Consider the following 25,019-nt stretch of genomic DNA (forward strand, 5'->3'; position numbering starts at 1 on the left):
ACGAGGTGAAGCCATGACCCGGGCCGGAGAGACGGTGGGCAAGGCCGTCGGCACCGGCTGGCGCGCGGCACGCCAAGGTGCCGCACGCGCTGGTGAGGCGGCTCAGGCCGCCGAGCACAAGATGGCCGCGAAAGGTGTCGCGCCAAAGCAGGTGGCCGATGTGATCGCCGAGACCGCGCACGTCGCTCGGGACGAGATGGCCGCGCAGACCCGGCGTGCCCGCAAGCAGCTGGCCAAGGCCGCGAAGCGGGCCAGCCAGTCCCTCGAGATTCCTGAGCAGGTGTCGGTGCCGGTCAAGAAGTTGAAGAAAAATCTGAAGCCGCAGGTCAAGGCCTACAAGAGCGAGCTGCGCGACCAGATCAAGGCCGCGAAGTCGGCGGCCAAGCAGGCCGCGAAGGAACCCGGCAACAAGCGCCGCAAGTGGCCGCTGTTCCTGCTGCTCGCCGCGGCGGGCGGTGCGGCCGCGGTCATCATGCGCGGCCGCTCGGAGCAGGCCCCGGCAGCGCACACGCCCAAGCCGGAGCCCGTACCCGCGCCGACGCCGAAGCCGGCCCCCAGGCCGGAATCCGCCGAGCGTAACGGCCAGTCCAGCCCGGCCAAGCCGATTACGTCCGACAAGAACTAAAGACGCGCACAGGGAAAGGTGGCCCCCCTCGCGGGGCCACCTTTCCTTGCGTCAGAGCCCGAGTTCGGTGACGACGGCCTCGACGATCCGCCGGGCCTTGATGGTCTGCGCCTGGTTCGACGTCACCACGACGGCGACCTTGTCCTTGGCGACGGCATACACGGCGCCCTTGTCACCCGAAAGGGAGCCACCTTTCCATCCTTGGGGTGACCGGGCCGGATCCGAAGTAGCCCGCGGTGCGACTTCGTCGACGATCGCCGTGGCGACCGCGGACTCGCCGACATAGATCCGCACGGTGAGCTGGACGGTTCCGTCCGGCCGGTAGAAGAAGCACGCCGGGTGCGGCTTGTCGGCGGAGATCCGCACCTTGGTCACCCGCTGCCCGTTGGCGTCGGCGACCGCGGTGGACTCCAGGTAGGGGCACGGCCCATCCGCCACCGGCTCCGGCGCGGGCGGAGCCTGCGCGGCCGTGGGCGGCGTGGACGGGGGCTCGGCGGCGGTGCTCGCGGGCACGTCGACCGTCTGGTCGGGCGCAGTCGACGGCACCGGCTCGGCGGTGCACGCGCTGAGCGCGAACAGGGACGCGGCGAAGATCACGACTCGTCTCATGGCCCCGCAAGTCAACCAGACCGCCGAATGGCGCAGTGATCCGCCATGTTCCACGTGGAACATGGCGCGAGGCGCGATGTGCGGTCAGGCGGAAACACTCACAGGGCAAGAACGAATCTCAGCCGGCCGCCGCCGGACGCGAGTTGCCTTACGAGGCATTAGCCACTGAGGTACGGCCCGCCGCGCAGTGGTCGGTCGTGTTGTGCGCGGTGTTCGTTGTCGCGAAGGCGTGGCTCGTAGTGGGCGAAGAAGATCTTGCCGACGAGGTCGCGCCTACTGCGGACGCCGGTCTTGTCGAACACGTTCTGCAGGTGCTGCTGCACGGTGTGCGCGGACAGGACCAGCTTCGCCGCGATTTCGGCGGTGGAGTTGCCCTGCAGCACCAGGCGGGTCAGCTCCTGCTCGCGCTCGGTCAGCCCGTACGCGGACATCAGCAGCGGCGAGATGCGTCCCGGGTGCGCGGGCTCGACGATGACCGCGACCCGCTCCTGGCCGGTCGTGGCCAGGCCCGCGCCGTGCAGCACCACCCAGGTGCCGGTCCGCGACAGCACCCGGGACATCGCGACCACGCCGGGCTCACCGGGGTGCTGCATCGACCGCAGCGCCTGACCGGCGACGGCCAGGACCGCCGACGGCAGTCGACCCGCGGGCCAGTCACCATCGGGCAGGTCGGCCAGCCAGCGCTCGGTGCCGGGTGTCACCGACTCCACCTCGCCCGAGCCGGTCAAGATCAGCAGACCGGGGGCCTCCGGGAAGTCCGGATCGGTGGCCTCGCCGAACAGCAGCGCACGCCGCACACCCTCGGCCAGCGCGGGCGCGATCGCTCGGACGAAGGCCAGCTCGACGGGCTCGAACATCGGCCGCCCCGGTTCGCGGTAGAGCCCCAGCGCGCCCCAGACATCGCCGGAGCGGGTGCGTAGGGCGGCGATCATCTCCTGGTCGCCGCCGTAAGCCATGTTGGCGTGCCAGCGCGGGCTGCTCGCCGGGTCGCCGCCGGTCGCTTCGTGCAGGGTCGATATCCCGCGGTCGGAACGTCCGATGTCCGCCAGTTGGTGCACGTCGTCGCCGAGGTACTCGTGGGTCAGCCAGTTCGCCGGGAACTCCGGTATGCCCTCCTGGAAGTGGCTGGTGATCAGCAGCGACGCCGGGTCCAGGGTGAAGAAGCAGGGCGCCATGTAGTGCGGCACGGCGCCACCGAGGACGGCCGCCACGGCACGCCAGAACGACACGAGGTCCAGCTGCCTGCCCGCGAGTCTCGCGATCTCGGCCTGCGCCTGGCTCAGGGTGTCAGCGCCCATGGACCAAGCGTAAGTCCTGGTCAGGACGGAACAAATACAACAAATCTGGGATAGGCCACACGCCCGGTCGCTCCTAGCGTCGGTGGTGGAGAACCCACCGACGAAGGAGGAGCCATGACGACTTACCGCAGGCTCACCGCCACCAGCCAGGTACTCGGCCCGGGCGACGGTGAGATCCTCGGCGACCCGGCCGCGGCCACCGACCGCTTCATGATCAACGGCGGCGAGAGTGACGGCCGCCTGGCTCTGGTCGAGCACGGCTTGGGGCCGCGTGCGCTGGCCGCGCCCGTGCACCGCCACAGCCGCGAGGACGAGTACAGCTACGTGCTGGCGGGCGAAGTCGGTGTGCTCCTGGGTGAGCGGGAGGTCGTCGGCCACCCGGGTGACCTGATCTTCAAACCGCGCGGGCAGTGGCACACCTTCTGGAATGCCGGCGACGAACCGGCCAGGGTCCTGGAGATCATCACACCCGCCGGCCTGGAAGACCTCTTCCGGGAACTCGGCCCGCGGGTGGGCGACATGACCCCGGACGACCTCACCGAACTGGCGGGTCGCTACGGCTGCGACCTGGACTTCGACGCCACGATGCCGCTGGTGGAGCGGCACGGGTTGGCGTTTTAGCGTCACCGGCAGCGCTGACATGGCGTCCATGGTGGAACTGGTCGGTCGCCCTGGCATCTGAATGCCCCACACGGAGCGGACGGCCGCATCGCGGCAGCAGAGTGCATCGATGTGGCACCGAAGGCCTCCAGTGCGTCGGCATGAATTCGTGCGGGTGTTTCGTCGCGGCGGCGGACGAACAGCCGTCGCAGGCGTTAGCGGGCCCGGCCCTCGCGGAGCATGACGACCGATTTCTCGACCCGGACCGCCCGTGTCTCCGCTTTCTTGGCGCTGGTGACCTGGTGGACGTGCCACGACTGCTTGCTGTAGGTCAGCGTGTCCCAGAAGGTCTTGGCCGGGGCGTCGGCGGCCAGCGCGGCGGCGAGGTCGTCGGGTACCTCGATCTCGCGGGGCGCGGTGTCGAGTTCCACGTCGACGTCGAAGACCTGCCCGGCTTCGATGCCTGCCCGCGCACGCCGTTCGGCGCTCACTCCGAGGAGGAACCGGCCGCCCATCTTGGCGATCGAGGTCCGGAACGTGAAGCCGTCGACCGTGACGGACACCTTCGGGTGGCCTCCTCCACCCAGACTCTCGACAACCCCCTCGGGTACCTCGAAGCCCGCGGTGGTCTTGCCGGTGGATTCCAGCTCGGCACGAAATCTCATGGTGGATCCCCTGACGTGTTGTCGGCGACTAGATGATCTAGGACGGTGCGGCTGCGGCGGTATCCGACCCGTTGCGCCGGTGCGCGTCAGGATGGGGCACCGTGCCGTACAGAGCCAGCGATGTCACGGCGAGCCAAGCCCAGCCGGCCACGACCGCGACCCAGAGGAACACCAGACCGAGCGCTCCGGCCGAAAACGCGGCACCCGCGACGAAGCCGACCGCCACCACGATGCCGGCCCCACGTGAATAGAGCGCCCGCCGACTTTCCCCGCGCCGCGCGAACCAGCCGGCGACCACGAACGCCGCCACGGCAAGGCACAGAAACCCGATCGCACCGAAGACCATGTGCAGAAGGCCGCTCAACGAGACCTCGTTCGATGTCGAACCCTCCGGGAAACCTGCCATCGGGTCGGGCGGGAAGATCGCGCTCGCCACCAGGCACCCTCCGAAGATCCCGACCAGCGCGCTCGCCGCCGTCGCGCCTCGGGAACCGCGCATCGCTCGCCCGACGCCGAACGCCGCCGCGAGGGTCATGAGACCGCTGAGGATCAGGTTGACCGCCTGGGCCCAGCCGAGGTGGCCGAGCATGAGATGGCTGAGCGCGTGCCGCCCGAAGTCGAACCCGGCGCGCGTCCCCCCAAGGGCGATACCGGTGACCAGATAGAAGACCCCGGCCACGACACCCCACCCCAGCAGTGAGCGCGTGATCGCCGCCGGGCCATCGAAGCCGTCACCGCGACCCGCTGCCGTCTCGTTCATCAGCCCGCCTCCCAACTTGTTGCCCTAATGAGGGCAATATTACACTCATATGGGTAGTTGTACACTGGTTGGTGTAAGAAGGATGAACGGCGGAACGAGGTGCGCTGGTGACGAGAACGTCGGAAGAGGCAGCGGGAGCGCTCGACCCGCGGGTCGAGCGGTCGCGGGCTGTCATCCTGCCCACGGCGACGGAGCATTTCCTGCGCAACGGCTACGTCGGGGCCAACGTGGAGGAGATCGCCGCGCAGGCCCGGGTATCCAAGCGGACGATCTACAACTTGTTCGGCGGCAAGGAGCAGCTGTTCCGGGAAACCCTGGCCGACGCGCTGGCCACGGCCGAGCGGTTCTCCCGCGACATGTCGTCAGCCCTGGGCACCACCGACGACGTGGAAGCCGAACTCCGTGACATCGGGATCAAGCTGGCAGGCACGGTGTTGACCGGACCCATCGTTCGCCTGCGCCGCCTGCTGATCGGCGAGGCCGAGCGGTTCCCCGAACTGGCAGGCGACTACTACGAACGAGCACCCGGGCGGGTGATGGCGACCCTCGCCGAGGGATTGCGCCGCTGCCACGAACGCGGCGCGCTCCGCATCGAGAACCCGGAACTGGCCGCGGAGCACTTCGCGTTCCTCGTCATAGGCGCATCGCTGGACCGCGCCCTGTTTGAGGCGACAACACCACCCGCCGCAGAGGACATCGAGAAACGCGCACACGCCGGGATCGACACGTTCCTCCGCGCCTACCGATAGCGAAAGGTGTGACCTGGCAGCCCTTCTCGGCACAGTCGTGCGGTGGGTAGCCAGTGGCGGGAACCCGGCCACGGGCCGTCGGTGATTCACCGTGCGGCGCTCATGCGGGCAGCGAGGCGGTGTTCGATCGCCGGTCGGCCGTCGCACCGTGACCGGCAGCGCCGTAGTTCGGCGTAAGCCGCTCAAGAACCTCGGCCATGACCTTGCTGACCGGAAGGACGCCGAGAGGGGGAAAGATGTGGCGGCGGGCGTAGCCCGTGTAGGTCTCCTGCACCTGGAGCCACTCCTCGACGGCGACCCTGAACAAACCCCTGGTCCGGGCGTTTCGCTGCTCGTCGACTCAGGTGCGGGCGGCGGCCGGTCAGCGGATCCAGACCCGCATACACCGTCACCCGGAGGGAGTTGCCGCGCCGCTCGATCGAGCCTTGCTCATTGCCGAGCGGGCGCCGTTCGCGCGCTTCGCCACGGACCGAGCGTCGCAAGCCGCACCCACTGATGCCCACTCGACATTCGGGTGGGCGCCCTGACCGAATAACCACTGGTCAGATCGTGGAGACGAGGGGAATCGAACCCCTAACCCCTGCCTTGCAAAGGCAGTGCTCTGCCAATTGAGCTACGTCCCCGTGCAGCGCGGCCCGCGGGCCGCGCCGTGCTGAGTCAGGCCTTCTTCACGCCGTTGTTGGCGGCGGGCGTGGTCGCCTCGCGCCACAGGTCGGCTTCTGCCTTCGCCGAGCTCTTGCGGCGCACCACCAGGAGGACGCCACCAGCAATTGCGGCGAGCGCGAGAAGCTTCTTCACTTCGTATGCCTCCTTTGGCACTTCAAGTCCGTCCACGTCACACCCGACGTGACCCGCCCAGTCTGCCACAACCCCCACCCCCACCGCCGTGGCCCCCAACCCCTGTCGATCACGAGCGGGGCAGGCATGCAGATCATGTGCGAGCGCAGCGAAGCACAGCCCGAAGGGCTTGGGTCAGGCCGCTGATCGCAGCGTCACATATTCCGATGCGCGCAGCGCGAGCCCCGCTGGTTCGGCCACCGATCGCACCGTGGGGGTGTGGGGGGCTCGGCCCCCACATACGACGACGGACGACCCGGTTCGCGCTTTCCGCGAACACAAGTCGCCCGTCGTCCGTGGGCCTAGGAGGACTTGAACCTCCGACCCCTTCGTTATCAGCGAAGTGCTCTAACCGCCTGAGCTATAGGCCCCTGGGAACGCGAGAAGGTTACCGCAGGGGGGTTCGCGGTCCCAAATCGGTATCCCCTTTGGCCTACTCCCGTTCGGCGAGGGTTACTTCGAGGCCGCCTGCCAGGTCGGCGGACACGTTGTAGATGAAGGCTCCGACGGTGGCCAGGGCGCTGAACAGCACGATGTTGATCGCGCCGATGATCGCCGCGATGCCGAACACGCGGCCTGCGCTGATGAGGTCTCCGGTGGTGCCGCCTTCGGCTCCCGCGTTGAGGAGTTCGCTGGAGATGCCGTTGAGCTTGTCCCAGACGCCCATGCCGTCGAGGACGGCGTAGAGGGCGCCGACGGCGACCAGCCAGACGAAGAACAGGGCGACGCCGAGGACCAGCGACAGCTTCAGCACCGACCACGGGTCGAAGCGCTTGATCTGCAGGTTGGCCCGCCGCGGGCCCCGCCCTGGCCTGCGCAGGGCGCTGGGGGGCGGGGTGGTGCGGACACCGGGGTCCAGGTGGACCGCGGTGCGGTGCGGGGCCTCTGACTCCAGGTTGCCGCCGAACAGCCGTGGCGCGGCGGTGCCGGTCACGACCGGGCGCTCGCTCGCGGGGGCCGCGGCGCGTGGCTGGTAGGCCGATTCGGCGATCCCGTTGATCGGCAGCGCCTGCGTGGTGTCGCCGTCGGTCGAGAGAGTCTCCGTAGTGTCACTGGTGTCGCCGTACGCCTCGTCGGCGGTGACGCGCTGCCATGGCGGCGGGTTGACCGCGGTGGTCTCCGCCGCTGGGGCCTCGGGTTCCGCCGCGGCGGGCTCGGCCACCGGCTCAACCTTGCTGGTCGCCACGGAGGCCCGCTCCTCAGCGGACTGCTCCGGTGCGTTGGTGTCCGGCCTGTCGGGTGGTGTCACGAGCGGAATCCCCTAGGTCTGCGCGTTCGCATTTACTCGGTCGGCGTCTCTGGCGCTTCTTCGTCGCCGTCGATCTCGGCGACGCTTTCCGCGCTCCGTGCGATGGCTACGAGGGTGGTCCCTTCACCCAGGTTCATCAAACGGACGCCCTTTGTCTGCCTGCCTGCCTTGCGGACCTCGGCGGCCGTTGTCCGGATGACCCCGCCCGACGAGGTGATCGCGAACAGCTCATCGTCGATTTCGACGATCACCGCTCCGACCAGCCTGCCACGGCGCGAGTCGTACTGGACCGTGAGGACGCCCTTGCCGCCGCGGCCCTGCACCGAGTAGTCCTCGATGGGCGTGCGCTTGGCATACCCACCGTCGGTGGCCACCAAAACAAAGGTGCCCTCCTTCACCACGCCGAGGGTCAACAGTTCGTCCCCGGCGTTGAAGCGCATCCCGAGCACGCCGGACGTGGCGCGGCCCATCGGGCGCAGGGCGTCGTCGCTGGCGTGGAAGCGGATGGACTGGCCACCCGCGGACACCAGGAGCAGGTCGTCTTCGGCGGAACACAGGACCGCGCCGACGAGTTCGTCGTCCTCACGGAGGTTGATACCGATCAGACCCCCCGCGCGGTTGCTGTCGAAGTCGGAAAGCTTCGACTTCTTGACCAAACCGTCACGGGTGGCGAGCACCAAGTACGGCGAGACCTCGTAGTCCTTGATCTCGATGACCTGGGCGATCTGCTCGTCGGGCTGGAAGGCGAGCAGGTTCGCGACGTGCTGGCCGCGGGCGGCGCGGTTGGCCTCCGGCAGCTCGTACGCCTTCGCGCGGTAGACGCGGCCCTTGTTCGTGAAGAACAGGATCCAGTCGTGCGTGGAGCACACGAAGAAGTGCTCCACGATGTCGTCCTGTTTGAGCGCCGCGCCCTGCACGCCCTTGCCGCCGCGTTTCTGAGCGCGGTACAGGTCGGTCTTGGTGCGCTTCGCGTAACCGGTGCGGGTGATCGTGACGACGACGTCCTCGACGGCGATCAGGTCCTCGATCGACACCTCGCCGTCGAACGGCAGGATTCGGGTGCGCCGCTCGTCGCCGTGCTTGTCGACGATCTCCTTGAGCTCGTCGCGGATGATCTCGCGCTGCTTGACCGGGCTCTCGAGGATGGCCTGCAGTTCGGCGATGTAGCGCTCGATCTCGCCGAGCTCGTCGATGATCCGCTGCCGCTCAAGGGCGGCGAGACGGCGCAGCTGCAGTTCGAGGATCGCGCTCGCCTGGATCTCGTCCACGTCGAGCAGCGATATCAGGCCGGTCTTGGCCTCGTCAGCCGACGGGGAGCGCCGGATGAGGGCGATGACCTCGTCGAGCATGTCGAGTGCCTTGGCGTACCCGCGCAGGATGTGGGCGCGCTCCTCGGCCTTGCGCAGCCGGTAGCGGGTGCGCCGGACGATGACCTCGACCTGGTGCTTCACGTAGTGCCGGATGATCTGGTCGAGCCGCAGCGTGCGCGGCACGCCGTCGACCAGGGCCAGCATGTTGACACCGAAGTTGTGCTGCAGCTGGGTGTGCTTGTAGAGGTTGTTCAGCACGACCTTCGCCACGGCGTCGCGCTTGAGACCGATGACGATGCGCATGCCGCCGCGGTTGTTCGACTCGTCGGCGATCTCGGAGATGCCGGTGAGCTTCCCGTCGCGCACGAGCTGCGCCATGTTCTCGATCAGGTTGTCCGGGTTGACCTGGTAGGGCAGCTCGGTGACGACCAGGATCGTGCGGCCCTTGGCGTCTTCCTCTACCTCGACCACCGAGCGCATCCGCACCGAACCGCGGCCGGTCCGGTAGGCGTCCTGGATCCCTTGCGTGCCAAGGATAAGACCCTTGGTCGGGAAGTCCGGGCCCTTGATCCGGGCCAACAGCGCGGCGAGCAGCTCCTCGTCCTCGGCCTCGGGATTCGCCAACGCCCAGAACACACCGTCGGCGACTTCCCGCAGGTTGTGCGGCGGGAGGTTGGTCGCCATACCGACGGCGATTCCGCTGCCGCCGTTGACAAGCAGGTTCGGGATACGCGACGGGACGACGACCGGCTCTTCGGTCTTGCCGTCGTAGTTCGGCACGAAGTCGACGGTGTCCTCGCCGATGTCGCGCAGCATCTCCATGGCCAGCGGCGTCAGCCGGGCTTCTGTGTTGTGGCTGACGAACCCGTCAGTGACGAACGCGTGGTCGTCGGTGTCGACCCGGAGGCTGTACACCGGACGCACGCCAGCGTCCACGACAGACTTCACTTCGGCGTAGTAGAAACGTCCGTCCACCAACGGTTCGACGATGTCGAGGACTTCGGTGTTGGTGATCCGCTCGCTGATCTCGTCGCGCCGGGTCTCCCACCGCTCGATCCGGTCGACGTTGTGGCGGCGCAGCCAGTCGCGCTCAGTCCAGCGAGTCGCGCCGTTCGCCCGGATGTAGTCGCCGACAAACGGAACGTGGTCGCTCGACATGGACCGACTGTCGGTCGGGATCGTGTCGAGGATCGCGATCAGCTTCTCCTGTTTCGCCTGCAGGAAGCCAACGTTGGTCGCGAACAGGCGGGCGTCGCGGCGATTGGTGATGACGACCTTGATCTCGCCGTGGTCGTAGGTCACCTGCTTGCTGACGACACCGAACTCCAGCAGCAACTGCTGGACTTCTCGGGCCAGACGGGTGCTGCGAGTCGAGTACGAGATCTGCACGGTGTTTCGCGGCAGCACCGAGCATGAACCGTCGCCAGTGAACAGCGAGCTCAGGAACGCCTGCTTGACACCGCGACCAGACTGCCAAACAAACTGCGGTACACGCTTGTCGCTGCTGCGAAGATCAGCCAATTCGCTGATCACGGACGAGCGCAAGACATTCGCGCCGAATCGGAGCTTCTGCAACACCTTGCCGGTGGACGTAATCTCCTGCTGAATGTTGCGCGCCTGGCCAATGCACCGGTCGTACGACATCAGTACAAGGTTGAAGAAGTCCTCGTCGGTGTTGTCGAACCCGGCGGCGCCATGTTGACCTGTCCATCCCTCGCTGACGAATGCACCAGCCAGGATGGCAGCGGCGAACTCGCGGGTCGGTGGGATGTCGTACTCGGCCTGGGGCAACCGCTGTATGACCACCCGGTCGCCCTGCTCAACCTCCTCCAGAAGCTTCCACAGCAGGGTCGGGACACCCAGCACGCTCACCAGGCAGAGCACCGGGTGGTTATGCGTTCCCGTCAGTTCGTAGCCCTCGCGCGTTGTGAGCCTGAGGGTTTCGTGATCTCCGGAGTGGAAGAGCATCGAGGCGTGGACCGGGTTTCCGTGGTGGTCCAGCACCTTGAGGTCGATCGGGTTGTCACTGTTTGGCTTGGCGAACGGGACGATATCGCCGATCCGTTTCGTCGAGCCGTCCGCCAGCCGAATGTTAGTTGTATCAACCAAGCAATACCTCATCGCGGCGGCCGGATCGTTGCCCGGGGAGCCGAAGTTGCCCTGGCCGTCGACCAGCGGGTACCGCATGGACCACGGCTGGGCGAGCCGCACGAGGGTGTCGTAGATCGACGAGTCGCCGTGGGGGTGGTAGTTACCCATCACGTCGCCGACCACGCGGGAACACTTGACGTAGCTGCGATCCGGGCGGAGACCGGTGTCGAACATCGAGTACAGCACCCGGCGGTGGACCGGTTTGAGGCCGTCGCGCACGTCGGGCAGCGCGCGGCTGACGATCACGCTCATCGCGTAGTCGATGTAGGAGCTTTGCATCTCCTGCTGGATATCGACCGGCTCGACCCGGTCCCCCGTCGGCGGCAGGGTTTCAGTCACGACGCAAAGTTCCTTTCATAGCTTCCATCCGGGTGATCATGTGGGGACCGATCACACGTCGAGGAATCGAACGTCCTTGGCGTTGCGGGTGATGAAGGACCGGCGGGCCTCGACGTCCTCACCCATCAGCACGCTGAACAACTCGTCCGCGGTGGCGGCGTCGTCGAGGGTGACCTGGAGCAGCAGCCGGTGCGCCGGGTCCATCGTGGTCTCCCACAGCTCGTTGGCGTTCATCTCGCCGAGACCCTTGTAGCGCTGGATACCGTCTTCTTTGTTGATCTTCTTGCCCGCCGCGAGACCGGCTTCGAGCACGCCGTCGCGCTCGCGGTCGGAGTAGGCGTACTCCGGCTCGGCGCGCTGCCACTTGATCTTGTACAGCGGGGGCTGGGAGAGGTAGACGTGCCCGTGCTCGATCAGCCCGCGCATGAAACGGAACAGCAGGGTGAGCAGCAGGGTGGTGATGTGCTTGCCGTCGACGTCGGCGTCGGCCATCAGCACGACCTTGTGGTAGCGCAGCTTGCTGACGTCGAAGTCTTCCTGGATGCCGGTGCCCAGGGCCGTGATCAGGCTCTGGACCTCGGTGTTCTTGAGCACCCGGTCGATCCGGGCCTTCTCCACGTTGATGATCTTTCCGCGGATCGGCAGGATCGCCTGGAAGCGGGACTCGCGGCCTTCCTTGGCCGAGCCGCCCGCGGAGTCGCCCTCGACGATGTAGAGCTCGCACTCCTCCGGGTTGGTGGAGCGGCAGTCCTTGAGCTTGCCGGGCAGGCCGCCGATGTCGAGGGCGCCCTTGCGGCGAACGAGTTCACGGGCCTTGCGGGCGGCCATCCGGGCCTGCGCGGAGCCGACCGACTTGGTGACGATCGTCTTCGCCTCGACCGGGTTGCGCTCGAACCAGTCGGCGAGCCACTCGTTGCAGGTCTGCTGGACGAACGTCTTGGCCTCGGTGTTGCCCAGCTTCTGCTTGGTCTGGCCTTCGAACTGCGGCTCGGCCAGCTTGATCGACACGATCGCGGCCAGGCCCTCGCGGACGTCCTCGCCGCTGAGGTTCGCGTCCTTCTCCTTGAGCAGCTTCTTCTCGCGCGCGTAGACGTTGACCACTCGGGTCAGCGCGGCGCGGAAGCCCTCCTCGTGGGTGCCGCCCTCGGGGGTGTTGATCGTGTTGGCGAAGGTGTAGACCGACTCGCTGTAGCCGGTGTTCCACTGCATCGCGACCTCGACCTCGATGCCCTTGCCCTTGGCCTCGAACGCGACGACCTTCTTGTGCAGGGCTTCGCGCGCGTGGTTGATGTGCTTGACGAAGTCCTCAAGGCCACCCGGGTAGCAGTAGGTGCGCTCCTTGACGCGGGCCGCCAGGCCGCTCGCGTCGGCCTCGGTGTCCTCGTCGGACACGCGCTCGTCGCGCAGGACGATGGTGAGGCCCTTGTTGAGGAACGCCATCTCCTGCAGGCGACGGGCGACCGTCTCGGCGTTGTACTCGGTGGTCTCGAAGATCGTCGGGTCGGCCCAGAAGGTGATCGTCGTGCCGGTCTCGCGGGTCGCCTCGCCCTGCTGGACCGGGGTGACCGGCTTGGTGTCCTCGTAGCGCTGGCGCCAGACGTGGCCGTCGGTCTTGATCTCGGCTTCGAGCACCCGGGACAGGGCGTTGACCACGGAGATGCCGACGCCGTGCAGACCACCGGAGACCGCGTAGCTCTCGCTGTCGAACTTGCCACCCGCGTGCAGCATGGTCATGACGACCTCGAGGGTGGAGCGCTTCTCCTCCGGGTGCTCGCCGACCGGGATGCCACGGCCGTCGTCGATGACGCGGACGCCGCCGTCGGCCAGCAGGGTGACCTCGACCTTGGTCGCGTGGCCCGCCATCGCCTCGTCGACCGAGTTGTCGACGACCTCCCAGATCAGGTGGTGCAGGCCGCGCTCACCCGTGGAACCGATGTACATACCGGGCCGGAGCCGAACCGCCTCCAACCCCTTGAGGACGGAGATCGAGCCAGCGCCGTACGAGTTTTCCTGCTTGTTGGCTGCCACGTGCTCGGTATCTCCTCGTGCGTCGGATCGACTGCGTCGGCGGTGCGCGGACATCGCCCTGCGCACTCCTCGTCACATACTACTGGTGCGGTCGTCCAGAACTGGGTCAAGGACACCCCTGGTTGAGTCACAGGGCGGCGGATGCGATCGGGCGCGAGTCCCGACGCCATCCTGGAGATCTCGACCCGCGACACTCAGCCGTAGGTGTCTCGCGGACCTCGGCCGGAAACGTGCCTCGGCCCATAGCGCCAACTCGGCGCGGTCGGGCCCTGGACTTTGAGTTTTTTGACCACTCCCTTGCCGACTCCCGCGGCTATCTGGCTTAGGAGTTGGCGTTGGAGCAGGCGGAGCTGAGTCGCCCACGCCGTGGATTCGGCCGCGACCGTGAGTTCGCCGTCCTTGAGGGAGACCGGCTTGGCGTGCTCGGCGACTTCGGCACCCACCAGGGCAGCCCATTTCCCGAAGACCTGGCCGCCCGCCAGTTGCTCGTTCCAGCCGCGGTCGACCGCGAGTCGGGAGGCGAGCCTGCCCAGCGGCTGCGGGTCGCGGTCGTCCGCGCCCGGCCCGGACCAGCGGCGACGACGGCGGGATCCGGTGGATGTTCCACGTGGAACATTGCGGCCGCGCTGCCCGGTGCGCTTGGTGTCGGCGGCCTTGCGGGCGGCGTCGAGAGCGGCCCGGGCAAGATCGGATCCGCGGAGCGGAACGTTCTCACCCTCTGTAGCACCTGTGGATGAATTGTTTTCGCGACCACTCTGAAGTGTGAATTCGTCCCCAGATGCGGCGGGCTTTACTACGCCGGATGGACGCTTAGTCACGGTGTTATCCACACTATCCACAGGTTTATCCCCAGATGTGGTGCCACCCACCTTGCGCGGGGTAGCCGATCGTGGAGGGTCGTTGGGCCGAATGGTGCCGCCGAAGAGATCGTCAGACACGTCGTACCTCCCCGTCCGCCACGGAATATCGCGTCCCGGCCAGCTCGCTGGGCACATCCTCCTCCACCGCGGCGGTCACGAGGACCTGTTCGGCCCCCACCGCCACTTCGGCGAGTCGCTGCCTGCGGCGGCGGTCCAGCTCGGCGAACACGTCGTCGAGCACCAGCACCGGCTCACTGCCCTCGGACCGGAGCAGGTCGTAGGACCCCAACCGCAGGGCCAGCGCGAACGACCACGACTCGCCGTGGCTCGCGTACCCCTTCGCCGGCGCCTCACCGAGGATCAGGTCCAGCTCGTCGCGGTGCGGCCCGACCAGGCTGACCCCGCGGTCCAGCTCGGCCTCACGGCGGGCGACGAGCTCCGCAAGCAGCGCGTCGGCGACCACCTCGACATCCGCGCGCTCACCATCGGGCGTGCCGTAGCCCTCGGGCAGGCTGTTCGCGATTCCCGCGCGGTACTCGATCTGCGCCGGCCGCGACTCGGGAGCCACCCCGGCGTACGCGGCCGAGACCAGCGGCCCGATATCGGCGACCAGGTCGAGCCGGGCGGCGAGCAGCTGCGCGCCGTGCGTGGCGAGGTGCCCGTCCCAGACGTCGAGCGTGGACAGCGCGTCCGGGTCGGCGCGGCGCGCGCGCCTGCTGGTCGCCGCGCTCTTGAGCAGGGCGTTCCGTTGACGCAGCACCTTGTCGTAGTCCGCGCGCACACCGGCGTACCGCGGCGCGCGCAGTACTAAGAGGTCGTCGAGAAATCGGCGACGCTCACCGGGGTCGCCGCGCACGAGCGAAAGATCCTCGGGCGCGAACAACACCGTGCGCAGGATGCCCAGCACATCCCGGGTCCGCGGGACCGGCCCGCGGTTGACCCGGGCACGGTTCGCCTTGCCGGGCGTGACCTCTAGTTCCACCGTCAGCTCACGGCCCTCGTTGACCACGGCCGTGCGGATGATGGCTCGCTGAGCGCCGTGCCGAACCAGCGGCGCGTCGGACGCGACCCGGTGCGAGGACAGGGTCGCCACGTAGCCGATCGCCTCGACCAGGTTCGTCTTGCCCTGGCCGTTCGCGCCGACCAACACCGCTGGTCCCGGCTCCAGGTCCAGGTCGGCGAGCTCCCAGGAGCGGAAGTCGACGACCTGTAAGTGCCGGACGTGCACTACTTCACTTCGCCCGCCCCGGACGTCGGTCCGGCCTTGTGCACCGCGTGCCCGCCAAACTGGTTCCGCAGCGCCGAGACCGCCTTCATCGCGGGCGAGTCGTCCTGCCGAGACGCGAACCGGGCGAACAGCGCGGCGGAGATCACCGGCGCGGGAACCGCGTGGTTGATCGCCTCCTCGACGGTCCACCGGCCCTCGCCGGAGTCCTCGACGTAGCCGGTCAGCTCGGCCAGGCCCGGGTCTTCGTCCAGAGCCTTGACCAGCAGGTCCAGCAGCCAGGACCGGACGACGGTGCCGCGGGTCCAAGCCTTGAGCACCGCGGGCACGTCGGTGACGGCTTGCGCGGCGGTCAGCAGCTCGTAGCCCTCGGCGTAGGCCTGCATCAGGCCGTACTCGATGCCGTTGTGGACCATCTTCGCGAAGTGGCCCGCGCCGACGGCGCCCGCGTGCGCGAAGCCTTCCTCACGCGGACCCTCCGGACGCAGGCTGTCGAAGATCGGCATCGCCCGCTCGACGTCGGCTTCGGCGCCGCCGACCATCAGGCCGTAGCCGTTGTCCTTGCCCCAGACGCCGCCGGACACACCGCAGTCGAGGTAGCCGATCCCGCTCTTGGCGAGGAGGTCGGCATTGACCGTGTCGTCGGTGTAGCGCGAGTTGCCGCCGTCGATCACCAGGTCGCCGTCGCTGAGCAGTTCACCCAGTTCGGCGACGGTCTGCCGGGTCGGCTCGCCCGCCGGGACCATGACCCACACGACCCGCGGCGCGTCGAGCTTCGCCGCGAGGTCGGCGAGCGAATCGGTGTCGCTGACCTCGGGGTTGCGGTCATACCCGACGACGTCGTGGCCCGCTGCGCGAAGACGCTCGCGCATGTTGAAGCCCATCTTGCCCAGGCCGACCAGTCCGAGCTGCATGTGTGGAATCTCCTCGGTCGCGGGTCAGCCCGGGAGGCGGACCGGCATCAGCAGGTAGAGGTAGCCGGGGATGACCTCGCCGTCCTCGCCGACCGGCTTGATCAGCGCGGGGCGGTTGGGCGTGGTGAATGACAGCTCGGCGCGGTCGCAGTGCAACGCGGCCAGGCCGTCCTGCAGGTAGCCCGGGTTGAACGCGATCGTCACCGGGTCGCCGGTGAACTCCACAGACAGCTCTTCCTCGGCGCTGCCTTCGTCGTCGCCACCGGCGGACAGGCGCAGACCGCCGTCGGAGAACTCGAGCCGCACCTGTGTCCCGCGCTCGGCGACGAGCGACACGCGCTTGATCGCCTCGACGAGCGGGGCGACGGCGATGATCGCCGCGGACGTCTGCTCGGACGGGAGGAGCTGGCGGTACCGCGGGAACTCGGCGTCGAGCAGCCGGGTCGTCGCGCGCCTGCCGGAACCGGACAGACCGAGCAGGCCGTCACCGGGCGAGAGCGCGAGTTCGACCGTGCGCCCCGAACTGCCGAGCGCCTTGGCCGCCTCGGCCAGGGTCCGCGCGGGAACGAGCACCGCGGCGTCCTCGACATCGCCGGACGGCTTCCACTCGAACTCGCGCATCGCGAGCCGGAAGCGGTCGGTCGCCACGAGGGTGAGCTTGTCGCCCGCGATCTCCACCCGGACGCCGGTCAGCATCGGGAGCGTGTCGTCCTTGCCCGCGGCGACGGCGACCTGGCTGACCGCCTGGCCGAAGACCTCACCCGCGAGTTCACCCGCGTGCTGTGGCATCGCGGGCAATTGCGGGTAGTCCTCCACCGGCATGGTCGGCAGGCTGAACTTCGCGTTGCCGCAAGCGATGGCGACCCGCGAGCCGTCGACCGAGATCTCGACGGGCTGGGCGGGGAGGGATTTGGTGATGTCGGCGAGCAGCCTGCCGGACACGAGGGTCCGTCCACCGTCGGCGACCGTCGCGGGGATGCCGACCGTGGCCGACACCTCGTAGTCGAAGCCGGAGACGGTGAGTCCTTCGGAGCCGTCAGCTGAACCGGCATCGAGAAGAACCCCGCCGAGGACGGGAACGGGAGGCCGGGACGGGAGGCTGCGCGCGACCCAGGCGACGGCGTCGGCCAGGCCGTCGCGCTCGACGCGGATCTTCATGGGAGTCCTTTCCAGGCCCGACCGGTCCCCCTCACCGAATCCTGCGAGGCGGGTCCGTCGAGCTGTCCACGCTGTAGGGCCCAACCGTAGAGCGTGATCGGCGTCCGCGTCATCCGGGGCGGTGTGGCGGCGGGAGGCCGTGAAGCGAGCTGTCCCCAGATTTCGCCGCCCCCTGTTTCTAGCTTTTCTTTTCCTCTAGGGAGAACAAAGACAGTAGTAGTAATAGGTGCTGTGGATTGTGTGGACAACCCCCGTTGACGCAGGTCCGGGGGCGTGCCGGCCTGTGGGCAAGCCTGGGGGTGGACCGGTGGACAGATCGGGCCATCGGTGGATGGTTTCGGCGACCCCCAATTTCGTCCACAGGGGGGCCAAGTTGTCCACAGATCGGTCCCCAGATGTTGGTCGAGTTATGCCCAGGCAGGCGTTCCGCCACCCACAGGGTTGTACACAGGTAAATCCCCCGTATCGGTGACGCAGACCACGTCATTTTCGACGTTCGCGAGGTTTCTGGGGGTGGGGATGGACGCTCCACCGCCCCAGAAAAGATGCGAACGGGCGGACTTGGAGGTCTGAACGGGTGGCGGCGCCGGTGCCGAGCGACTCGGCCGGTGGGGGCGATGGGGTCGCGGGCGGGCGGATCGGGCGAAGTTTTCTGGGGGTGTGGGCGGGCGTCCACGGCGGCAATAAAGATGTGGATGGGCGCGCATGGGGAGGGTTGGAAGTACCGGGGCCGCCGCGGCTCGCTCGGCGGGCCTGGGGATGCCGACTTCCGGACACATGTCCACCTCCTCACTGAGTGCCACTTCGACCGCCGACCACGATCCGGCTGCCACCGCACACGGCGGTGATCGACCATCACGCCTTCGGCCACTGATGCCGCAACCCGTTGCTCCACCCGCTCCGCTTTCCCGCCGTGACACCCGACCGAATCGAGGCGCGACGCGACAAGTTGTCGACGGCTGCCGACAACTGCGGCGCGCGCCAGCCCTGAGCGAGTTGCGCCGGCATCAGCAGGCATCGGCTCGACGGCACCTGCCGCGAACTCACCAGCTCGTGCGGCGACCAACCAACTCGCGTTCAGACCAAGCCCCGACTACCGGTCGCCGTAAGCGGCCGATCAAAACTGGGCGTCCCGATCAGGCAGCTGCGGCCGACCCATCGCCGTCCTCGACCGCAGTGCTCGGACTGCCGAATCTTGTCGCGGCGATCGATCGCTGAGCCCGACTGCCGAGCCCGATCGCCGAACCGGCTGCCGAACCGGCTGCCGAACCGATCGGCGAATTTCGCCGACGAATCCGATCCGATCGCCGAACCATGGCGTCGAAGTCGTCGCTGAACTCGGCCGCCGGATCCGACTGCCGAACCGATCGGCGAATTTCGCCGACGAACCCGCTCGCCGGTTCCGTTGCGGACTACCCGCCGAACTGCTCGTGCTCGCCGGTTCCGTTGCCGGACTACGGCGTGCCGAACGTCTCGGTGTGGATCGCGGGCAGCACAAAATCGTGGCCTCGGAAGCCGGACGTGCTGAGAACAAGCGTGCCTAAACCCCGTGTCCCGATCGCTCGGGCATGCGGACTCAGGCGTGCTGGTTGCTCACTTGTGCCGGCTGGTCGCGCGGTCTTGCCGGGCGTGCGCCATGTGGTTGTGGTCTGGGCAAAGCACTTAAGCCCTTCGCGATCGGTGATCGTCGAAGGGCCGGGTGTCGCCAGCCTTGTTGTTTAGGTGCGTTCTATCGCCTCGACCGCCCATCTCCGGTGAATAGGGACAGGTATCGGCGCCCGCCGCGGCGGAGGCGGCCGTCAGCCACGCCGCTGGGTTGCAGGCGGGCGTTCAGCGGCGTCAGGCGCGAGCGCGCTGTTTGATGCGGGAGGTCAGTTCCTGGACCTGGTCATAGATGCGCCGCCGCTCGGCCATCTCCTTGCGGATCTTCTTGTCCGCGTGCATGACCGTGGTGTGGTCGCGGCCGCCGAAGGTCTGGCCGATCTTCGGCAGCGACAGGTCTGTGAGCTCCCGGCACAGGTACATGGAGATCTGGCGGGCTTGCGCAAGCGCTTTCGTCTTGCCGGGGCCGCAGAGGTCGTCGATGGAGACGCCGAAGTACTCCGCGGTGACGGCCATGATCGTGGGCGCGGTGATCTCCGGGGCCTGTGAGTCCGGGATCAGGTCGCGCAGGACGATCTCGGCCAGGGTGACGTCGACCGGTTGGCGGTTGAGCGAGGCGAACGCCGTCACCCGGATGAGGGCGCCTTCGAGTTCGCGGATGTTCGCCTCGACGCGGGCGGCGATGAATTCCAGGACCTCGGCGGGCGCGGCCAAGCGGTCCTGGGCGGCCTTCTTCCGCAGGATCGCGATGCGGGTCTCGAGCTCGGGGGGCTGGATGTCGGTGATCAGGCCCCACTCGAACCTGGTCCGCAGCCGGTCCTCCAGCGTCTCGAGACGTTTCGGGGGCCGGTCGGACGAGACCACGATCTGCTTGTTCGCGTTGTGCAGGGTGTTGAAGGTGTGGAAGAACTCTTCCTGAGTGCCTTCCTTGCCCTCAAGGAACTGGATGTCGTCGACCAGCAGCACGTCGATGTCGCGGTAGCGGCGCTGGAACGCCACCTTCCGGTCGTCGCGCAGCGAGTTGATGAAGTCGTTGGTGAATTCCTCGGTCGAGACGTAGCGCACGCGCATGCCGGGGAACAGCCGCTGCGCGTAGTGGCCGACCGCGTGGAGCAGGTGGGTCTTGCCGAGACCGGACTCGCCCCAGATGAAGAGGGGGTTGTACGCGCGGGCAGGCGCCTCGGCCACCGCGACCGAGGCCGCATGCGCGAAGCGGTTGGACGCGCCGATGACGAAGGTGTCGAACGTGTACTTCTCGTTCAACCGGGTCTTCGAGGTCTGCGGCTGCGCCGGGGCGGTGAAGGGCTGGCCGCTGGTCGTGGGCTGGCCGGTGAAGGTCGGCCAGATCTCGTGGACCGTGGCGAGCGCGTCGCCTTCCTCATCGACCTCTTCTCCGTCGTCCTCGGCTTCGCCCGCGTACTGCGATGCGGGCGGCGCTGCGACTGCCACGGTGATCGGGGCGTCCTGGCCGTCGACGTTCTGGTCGAGCGTGGGGTTGTGCGGCACGGGCGGGGCGGGCTTCGGCGGCGCCAGCGCGACATCGACCTTGACGGCCAGCGACACGGCACGGCCAAGCCTGCGGGACAGGGCCTCGGTGATCGGTTCGCGCAGGGCGCGTTCGATGGCTTCCTTGGCGAAGTCGCTGGGCGCCGACAGCAGAGCGGTTCCGTCGAGCAGTCCGATCGGCCGGGTCATGCGCATCCAGGCGCGCTGCGACGGGGACAGTGTGCCCGCGGACAGCTCTCGAACTACTTGTTCCCAGACCACAGCCAGATTCAGCTGATTGTCGGACATCGGTGCCGCTCCCCTCCCCTCGTCGGCTTGTGGTCCAAGGCTGGTCCCGTTCGCGGGTGCCGTCAAACGTGCATCCACAGGGTTGTCCACAACTGTGCACGAAGGTACGGCGAACCGCAGAGGAAACCCCGGTGAGGGGGTCACGGTACTCAGTGGCTCGGCGACGACGGCTCAGCAGGGCTCCCATTCCCCGTCCGTCCAGCCAAGGGAACGCACGCTAACAAGGCAGGCCCGATGCCACAAGACGAGGTCGTAGGCAACAATGTGGACGACATCGGCGTGTCGCCAAGCGGTCGCCCCGCGTCGACGACAGGCCCCGGGTTTGGCCCGGCTCGACCCAATGCGTACCCTCATAAGGTCTCCCGCTTGCGGCGGGCGAGTTCTGCGTGCCCGTCACTGGTTGTCGCGCGAGTTCGTCCAGCCGTGCCCGGCAGGGGGCGCGAGACAAGAACTCAGCCGGAACCACCTGGCCAGCAAGTATCGGGAGAACGAGCCGTGAGCAAGCGCACCTTCCAGCCGAACAACCGTCGTCGGGCCAAGACCCACGGCTTCCGTCTGCGTATGCGGACCCGCGCGGGCCGCGCGATCATCGCGTCCCGTCGTCGGCAGGGCCGCAAAGAGCTGTCGGCCTGATTCCAGGCCGCCGTGCTCCCCGCGGCCGCTCGGCTGACCAGCAGCGCGGACTTCCAACGGGTGACCCGGAAAGGTCGCCGTGCTGGACGTCCCCGTCTCGTGGTGCATGCTGTGACGGAGCGGATGCAAGCGACTACCGAAGCCGACCCTTGTGCGGAGCGGAACACCGTGCCGCCGAGGGTCGGTTTTGTCGTGAGCAAGGCCGTCGGCAACGCGGTGGTCCGCCATCGGGTCGCACGCAGGCTTCGGCACCTCGCGGGGGCCCGGCTCGGAACTCTTTCGCCTGGTACCGCGTTGGTTGTTAGGGCTCTTCCCCCGGCAGCAGGCGCGACGAGCGCCGAACTCGGCCAGGACTTCGACGCCGCGATCCGTAAACTGCGACTGGTCGCGGAGGACAGTGGTGGTGACCGGTGAAACAGGCTACGGCGGTGCGCGGCGATGTCGCGACCGATCGGCCGGGCCCGGTCGCGCGCGTGTTGCTTGTTCCCGTGCACGTCTACCGGCGGTGGATCTCGCCGGTGCTTCCGCCCGCATGCCGCTTCTATCCGAGCTGCAGCGCGTACGCCGTCGAGGCGCTGACCGTCCACGGTGCGGTGCGCGGCTCGTGGCTCGCGTTACGCAGACTGTTGCGGTGTGGTCCGTGGCACCCAGGCGGCCTCGACCCCGTGCCGCCCCGAAAGCCGAAGAACGAGTCCGGGTCCCCTAGCCCGGCCGAACCGAATGTTGCCGAGGAGTAGTCCGTGCTCGATTTCATCTACTACCCGGTGTCCTTCATCCTCTGGTGTTGGCACTGGGTCTTCGGCCACGTGTTCGGCGAGGCGAGCGCCGTCTCCTGGGCGCTGGGCATCGTGTTCCTGGTCTTCACGCTGCGGGCGATCATGTACAAGCCCACGGTCAAGCAAGTGCGCTCCATGCGGAAGATGCAGGAGTTCGCGCCCGAGATCAAGAAGCTGCAGGCGAAGTACAAGAACGACAAGCCGAAGATGCAGCAGGAGATGCAGAAGCTGCAGCAGCAGCACGGCGTCAACCCGCTGGGCGGCTGTCTGCCGATGCTGCTGCAGATCCCCGTCTTCCTCGGTCTGTTCCACGTGCTCCGCTCGTTCGGCAACAGCCCCACGGAGAACTACTTCTTCGACGAGCGCGGTGTCGACTCCTACCTCAAGGCCGACCTCTTCGGCGCGCGGCTGGGCAACTGGATCACCGAGCCTGCCGCGGAACTAGCGAGGTTCGATGTCTCCCGGGGTTCGGTCATCGCGGTCGCTGTCCCGCTGATGATCGCGGCGAGCATCCTGACGCACCTCACCGCGCGGCACTCGGTGGCCCGGCAGAACCCGGAGTCGGCCACCCCGCAGACCGCGATGATGAACAAGCTGACGCTGTACATGTTCCCGCTGGGCGTGCTCGTCGGTGGCTTCTTCTTCCCGATCGGTCTGCTCATGTACTGGCTGAGCAACAACGGCTGGACGCTGGCGCAGCAGCACTTCGTGTACCGCAAGATCGACGCGGAGGAAGAGGAGAAGAAGGCCGCGGTCATCGAGAAGCGCAACGCCCTCGCTCCGAAGCCCGGCCAGAAGCCCGCGGCCAAGAAGCGCCCCGCCGGCCCCGCCGCGTCGACTGTGCCGACCGCTCCTGCCGCTTCGACCCCTTCGACCGCGAAGCCGCCTGCTTCGACTGAGAAGCCTGCCGCCGCGGCCGAGCCGCCCGCCGACAACGGCACCGAGATTCCCGGTCTGATCGCAGACCGATCCCGCAGCAAGAAGTCAGGTCGCAAGAACCGCTGAGGCGTTGCTGGACCTGGAGAGGAGAAACCGTGCCGGAGACGGTGCAGGAGTCCGAGAAGACCGTTGTCGAGGTTGAGGGCGGGGAGGTCCCGGCCGAGGGTGCGACCGAGAACAGCGGGCGTGGGTCGACAGAGGAGCTGTTGGTCCAGGAAGGCGACATCGCCGGGGACTACCTGGAGCGGCTGCTCGACATCCTCGACTACGACGGCGACATCGACCTCGACGTCGAAGCCAGCCGCGCGATCGTGAGCATCGACGGCGGTGAGGACCTGGAGAAGCTGGTGGGTCCCCGAGGCACGGTGCTCGAGTCGCTGCAGGAACTGACGCGGCTGGCGGTGCAGCAGGAGACCGGCACCCGCAGCAGGCTGATGCTCGACGTCGCGGGCTGGCGCTCCGACCGCCGCGAGGAACTCCGCGACCTCGGCCGCGCGACGGCCCAGAAGGTGTTGGAGAGCGGCGAGCGGGTTCGGCTCCAGCCGATGACCCCGTTCGAACGCAAGGTCGTCCACGACGCGGTGGCGTCGGTCAAGGGCGTGCACAGCGAGAGTGAGGGCGAAGACCCCCGCCGGCGTGTGGTGGTTTTCCCGCAGTAGTTCGTTTGGCTTGAAAGGCGCGGCCCGTCGATGACGGGCCGCGCCTTTGTGTTTCACGTGAAACATCGCGTGATTGCCGGCGGCGGGTGTGGGACTGGGTGGCGGTGAGGGCGTTACGGCGGCGTTGGTGAGCCGTGGCCAAGGAGCGGGCGGCGCTGAGAGTGGGGCGCGTCGGGCGTTAGGGCTGGCGTGGGAGCAGCGGGACGAGCCAGAGCTACGAGTGAAGTAGGGCGAGGGAAGTAGGACGAGGGAATCGGAGGTATGACCGAGAGGGGGAAGCGGCGGAGCTTGCCGGGTTGGGCCACAACTGCGGCGGGCTTGCAGAGGGGGCAGCAGGCCGCGATCGGTGAGGGGCGGGAGATATCGGAGCTAGGAGCCCGCTGCCGAAGCGGGTGCCGAGAGCTGGCCGGGGAGCCGCGAGTTTGGGTGCCACCGAGTCGAAGACTGGCCTCGCCAAGTCGAGACATGGAAAGGCCGCGAACCGAGGGCCGCGACTTGGGGCACAACTTGGGGCACAACTTGGGCGGGATGCTGGGGCTGGGTGGCGGGGCTGAAGTCAGCGGGCGGCGGAAGCGCTGGACTGAGTTCCGGACCTGAGTTCCGGACCTGAGTTCCGACCCGGGTACCGGACCCTGATATCGGGCCCTGATATCGGACCTGGAGTTGGCAGTCGGAGTTCTGGCCCCAGGCAGGGGGTGGGTGCCAGATGGCGGGCGCTGGGAGCTGGCAGCGCAAGCCGTGAGCTGTCGGGACGGGAGGGTCGGTTGGGGGTGTTGTTGGGCAGCCGGGCTGAGCACTTGGAGCCGGGGCGTGTTGGGTGAGTCGCCAGGAGTTCGGCGATGTAGGCGGTAGGCGCTGCAGAAGGTGCCGTGCCAGGCGCGGAAGCGATGGGACTTGAGGCGGAGGCGGCGGACCGGATGTGTGGACTGGCTGACCAGCCAAACCGGTGGAGCGTGCCGGGAGCCGAACCGCGCGGGCTAGGGGCTGGGCGGGAGTCACTGCATACCTGCAGGCGGCAGGGCGAGATCAGGAACGGGTAGAACGAGCCGAGTGGACCAGCGCCGCGGTAGTGCGGAGTGAACCGGACCGCTCACGAGGGATGGGACCGGATCGGTTGGGCTGGGCTGGATGGCCGGGTGGAACAGGACCCGACAGGACTGGGCAGCCGGATTGGCAGGGTGAGCCACCCCGTCGGCCCGGATCGGGGGGACGGTTGGTGGAGCCGGACCGGCGGGCGGG

The 25,019-nt window shown here is 68.0% G+C and carries 22 protein-coding genes and 2 tRNA genes; 8 read left to right on the plus strand and 16 right to left on the minus strand.

Annotated elements, in window-relative coordinates; translation table 11 throughout:
* Positions 1 to 13 precede the first annotated feature (13 nt).
* Complete coding sequence (locus ACUZ2Y_RS19920) at positions 14 to 625, plus strand: hypothetical protein (protein WP_476321063.1); 612 nt, start codon at positions 14 to 16, stop codon at positions 623 to 625.
* A 51-nt stretch (positions 626 to 676) separates the two neighbouring features.
* Here the strand turns inward: ACUZ2Y_RS19920 and ACUZ2Y_RS19925 are convergent, their stop codons facing one another.
* Both ACUZ2Y_RS19925 and ACUZ2Y_RS19930 read right to left on the minus strand, forming a co-directional pair.
* Entirely contained in the window at positions 677 to 1,234 is a 558-nt protein-coding gene (locus ACUZ2Y_RS19925; protein WP_476321065.1) for a DUF2020 domain-containing protein, read from the minus strand.
* Between the two features lie 158 nt (positions 1,235 to 1,392).
* Complete coding sequence (locus ACUZ2Y_RS19930) at positions 1,393 to 2,532, minus strand: helix-turn-helix transcriptional regulator (RefSeq protein ID WP_476321067.1); 1,140 nt, start codon at positions 2,530 to 2,532, stop codon at positions 1,393 to 1,395.
* A 114-nt stretch (positions 2,533 to 2,646) separates the two neighbouring features.
* Between ACUZ2Y_RS19930 and ACUZ2Y_RS19935 the strand changes: the two genes are divergently transcribed.
* Positions 2,647 to 3,153 carry a cupin domain-containing protein gene (locus tag ACUZ2Y_RS19935; RefSeq protein ID WP_476321069.1) on the plus strand — a complete coding sequence of 169 codons (507 nt, stop codon included), beginning with the start codon at positions 2,647 to 2,649 and terminating at the stop codon, positions 3,151 to 3,153.
* Between the two features lie 194 nt (positions 3,154 to 3,347).
* Here the strand turns inward: ACUZ2Y_RS19935 and ACUZ2Y_RS19940 are convergent, their stop codons facing one another.
* Both ACUZ2Y_RS19940 and ACUZ2Y_RS19945 read right to left on the minus strand, forming a co-directional pair.
* Positions 3,348 to 3,797 carry a YdeI/OmpD-associated family protein gene (locus tag ACUZ2Y_RS19940; protein WP_476321071.1) on the minus strand — a complete coding sequence of 150 codons (450 nt, stop codon included), beginning with the start codon at positions 3,795 to 3,797 and terminating at the stop codon, positions 3,348 to 3,350.
* A 37-nt stretch (positions 3,798 to 3,834) separates the two neighbouring features.
* Positions 3,835 to 4,557, minus strand: coding sequence for a DUF998 domain-containing protein (locus ACUZ2Y_RS19945; protein ID WP_476321073.1), 723 nt, complete (start codon positions 4,555 to 4,557; stop codon positions 3,835 to 3,837).
* A gap of 107 nt (positions 4,558 to 4,664) precedes the next feature.
* On the opposite strand from ACUZ2Y_RS19945, the gene ACUZ2Y_RS19950 reads away from it, so the two are divergent.
* Positions 4,665 to 5,306 carry a TetR/AcrR family transcriptional regulator gene (locus tag ACUZ2Y_RS19950; protein WP_476321075.1) on the plus strand — a complete coding sequence of 214 codons (642 nt, stop codon included), beginning with the start codon at positions 4,665 to 4,667 and terminating at the stop codon, positions 5,304 to 5,306.
* Positions 5,307 to 5,406: 100 nt separating this feature from the next.
* On the opposite strand, the gene ACUZ2Y_RS19955 is transcribed toward ACUZ2Y_RS19950, so the two are convergent.
* From ACUZ2Y_RS19955 to dnaA, 12 genes are all read right to left on the minus strand, one after another.
* Positions 5,407 to 5,580, minus strand: coding sequence for a hypothetical protein (locus tag ACUZ2Y_RS19955; protein ID WP_476321077.1), 174 nt, complete (start codon positions 5,578 to 5,580; stop codon positions 5,407 to 5,409).
* 276 nt (positions 5,581 to 5,856) lie between these two features.
* Positions 5,857 to 5,929, minus strand: a tRNA-Ala gene (locus ACUZ2Y_RS19960).
* Positions 5,930 to 5,963: 34 nt separating this feature from the next.
* The gene (locus tag ACUZ2Y_RS19965; protein ID WP_157368238.1) at positions 5,964 to 6,104 is read right to left on the minus strand and encodes a DLW-39 family protein; all 141 of its coding nucleotides are present in this window, start codon (positions 6,102 to 6,104) and stop codon (positions 5,964 to 5,966) included.
* Positions 6,105 to 6,440: 336 nt separating this feature from the next.
* A tRNA-Ile gene (locus tag ACUZ2Y_RS19970) sits at positions 6,441 to 6,514 on the minus strand.
* Positions 6,515 to 6,576: 62 nt separating this feature from the next.
* Positions 6,577 to 7,305 carry a DUF3566 domain-containing protein gene (locus tag ACUZ2Y_RS19975; protein WP_476331952.1) on the minus strand — a complete coding sequence of 243 codons (729 nt, stop codon included), beginning with the start codon at positions 7,303 to 7,305 and terminating at the stop codon, positions 6,577 to 6,579.
* 119 nt (positions 7,306 to 7,424) lie between these two features.
* The gene (gene gyrA / locus ACUZ2Y_RS19980) at positions 7,425 to 11,192 is read right to left on the minus strand and encodes an intein-containing DNA gyrase subunit A (RefSeq protein WP_476321080.1); all 3,768 of its coding nucleotides are present in this window, start codon (positions 11,190 to 11,192) and stop codon (positions 7,425 to 7,427) included.
* A gap of 51 nt (positions 11,193 to 11,243) precedes the next feature.
* Complete coding sequence (gene gyrB, locus ACUZ2Y_RS19985) at positions 11,244 to 13,220, minus strand: DNA topoisomerase (ATP-hydrolyzing) subunit B (RefSeq protein ID WP_476321082.1); 1,977 nt, start codon at positions 13,218 to 13,220, stop codon at positions 11,244 to 11,246.
* Positions 13,221 to 13,414: 194 nt separating this feature from the next.
* Entirely contained in the window at positions 13,415 to 14,038 is a 624-nt protein-coding gene (locus ACUZ2Y_RS19990) for a DciA family protein (protein ID WP_476321084.1), read from the minus strand.
* A 112-nt stretch (positions 14,039 to 14,150) separates the two neighbouring features.
* Positions 14,151 to 15,308, minus strand: coding sequence for a DNA replication/repair protein RecF (recF, locus tag ACUZ2Y_RS19995; RefSeq protein WP_476321086.1), 1,158 nt, complete (start codon positions 15,306 to 15,308; stop codon positions 14,151 to 14,153).
* Positions 15,308 to 16,228 carry a phosphogluconate dehydrogenase (NAD(+)-dependent, decarboxylating) gene (gene gnd / locus ACUZ2Y_RS20000; RefSeq protein WP_476331954.1) on the minus strand — a complete coding sequence of 307 codons (921 nt, stop codon included), beginning with the start codon at positions 16,226 to 16,228 and terminating at the stop codon, positions 15,308 to 15,310. Before gnd ends, recF begins: the two co-directional genes overlap by 1 nt.
* A gap of 15 nt (positions 16,229 to 16,243) precedes the next feature.
* The gene (gene dnaN / locus ACUZ2Y_RS20005; RefSeq protein ID WP_476321088.1) at positions 16,244 to 17,377 is read right to left on the minus strand and encodes a DNA polymerase III subunit beta; all 1,134 of its coding nucleotides are present in this window, start codon (positions 17,375 to 17,377) and stop codon (positions 16,244 to 16,246) included.
* A gap of 1,839 nt (positions 17,378 to 19,216) precedes the next feature.
* Positions 19,217 to 20,773: a chromosomal replication initiator protein DnaA gene (dnaA, locus tag ACUZ2Y_RS20010; protein WP_476321090.1), complete on the minus strand. Its 1,557-nt coding sequence runs from the start codon at positions 20,771 to 20,773 to the stop codon at positions 19,217 to 19,219.
* A 495-nt stretch (positions 20,774 to 21,268) separates the two neighbouring features.
* Here dnaA and rpmH point away from each other — a divergent pair, with 495 nt between their 5' ends.
* Genes rpmH through ACUZ2Y_RS20035 form a run of 5 tightly spaced genes read left to right on the plus strand, consistent with a single transcriptional unit; the run spans position 21,269 to position 23,780 of the window.
* On the plus strand, positions 21,269 to 21,406 hold the full coding sequence (gene rpmH, locus ACUZ2Y_RS20015; protein WP_091383715.1) for a 50S ribosomal protein L34: 138 nt from the start codon (positions 21,269 to 21,271) through the stop codon (positions 21,404 to 21,406).
* 12 nt (positions 21,407 to 21,418) lie between these two features.
* Entirely contained in the window at positions 21,419 to 21,820 is a 402-nt protein-coding gene (gene rnpA, locus ACUZ2Y_RS20020; RefSeq protein WP_476321092.1) for a ribonuclease P protein component, read from the plus strand.
* On the plus strand, positions 21,817 to 22,143 hold the full coding sequence (yidD, locus tag ACUZ2Y_RS20025; protein WP_476321094.1) for a membrane protein insertion efficiency factor YidD: 327 nt from the start codon (positions 21,817 to 21,819) through the stop codon (positions 22,141 to 22,143). The genes rnpA and yidD overlap by 4 nt, the downstream gene beginning before the upstream one ends.
* A 3-nt stretch (positions 22,144 to 22,146) precedes the next feature.
* Complete coding sequence (gene yidC, locus ACUZ2Y_RS20030; RefSeq protein WP_476321096.1) at positions 22,147 to 23,187, plus strand: membrane protein insertase YidC; 1,041 nt, start codon at positions 22,147 to 22,149, stop codon at positions 23,185 to 23,187.
* Between the two features lie 41 nt (positions 23,188 to 23,228).
* Entirely contained in the window at positions 23,229 to 23,780 is a 552-nt protein-coding gene (locus ACUZ2Y_RS20035; RefSeq protein WP_476331956.1) for a Jag family protein, read from the plus strand.
* Positions 23,781 to 25,019: the final 1,239 nt, after the last annotated feature.

The sequence above is a fragment of the Actinokineospora sp. UV203 genome, from assembly GCF_056323665.1.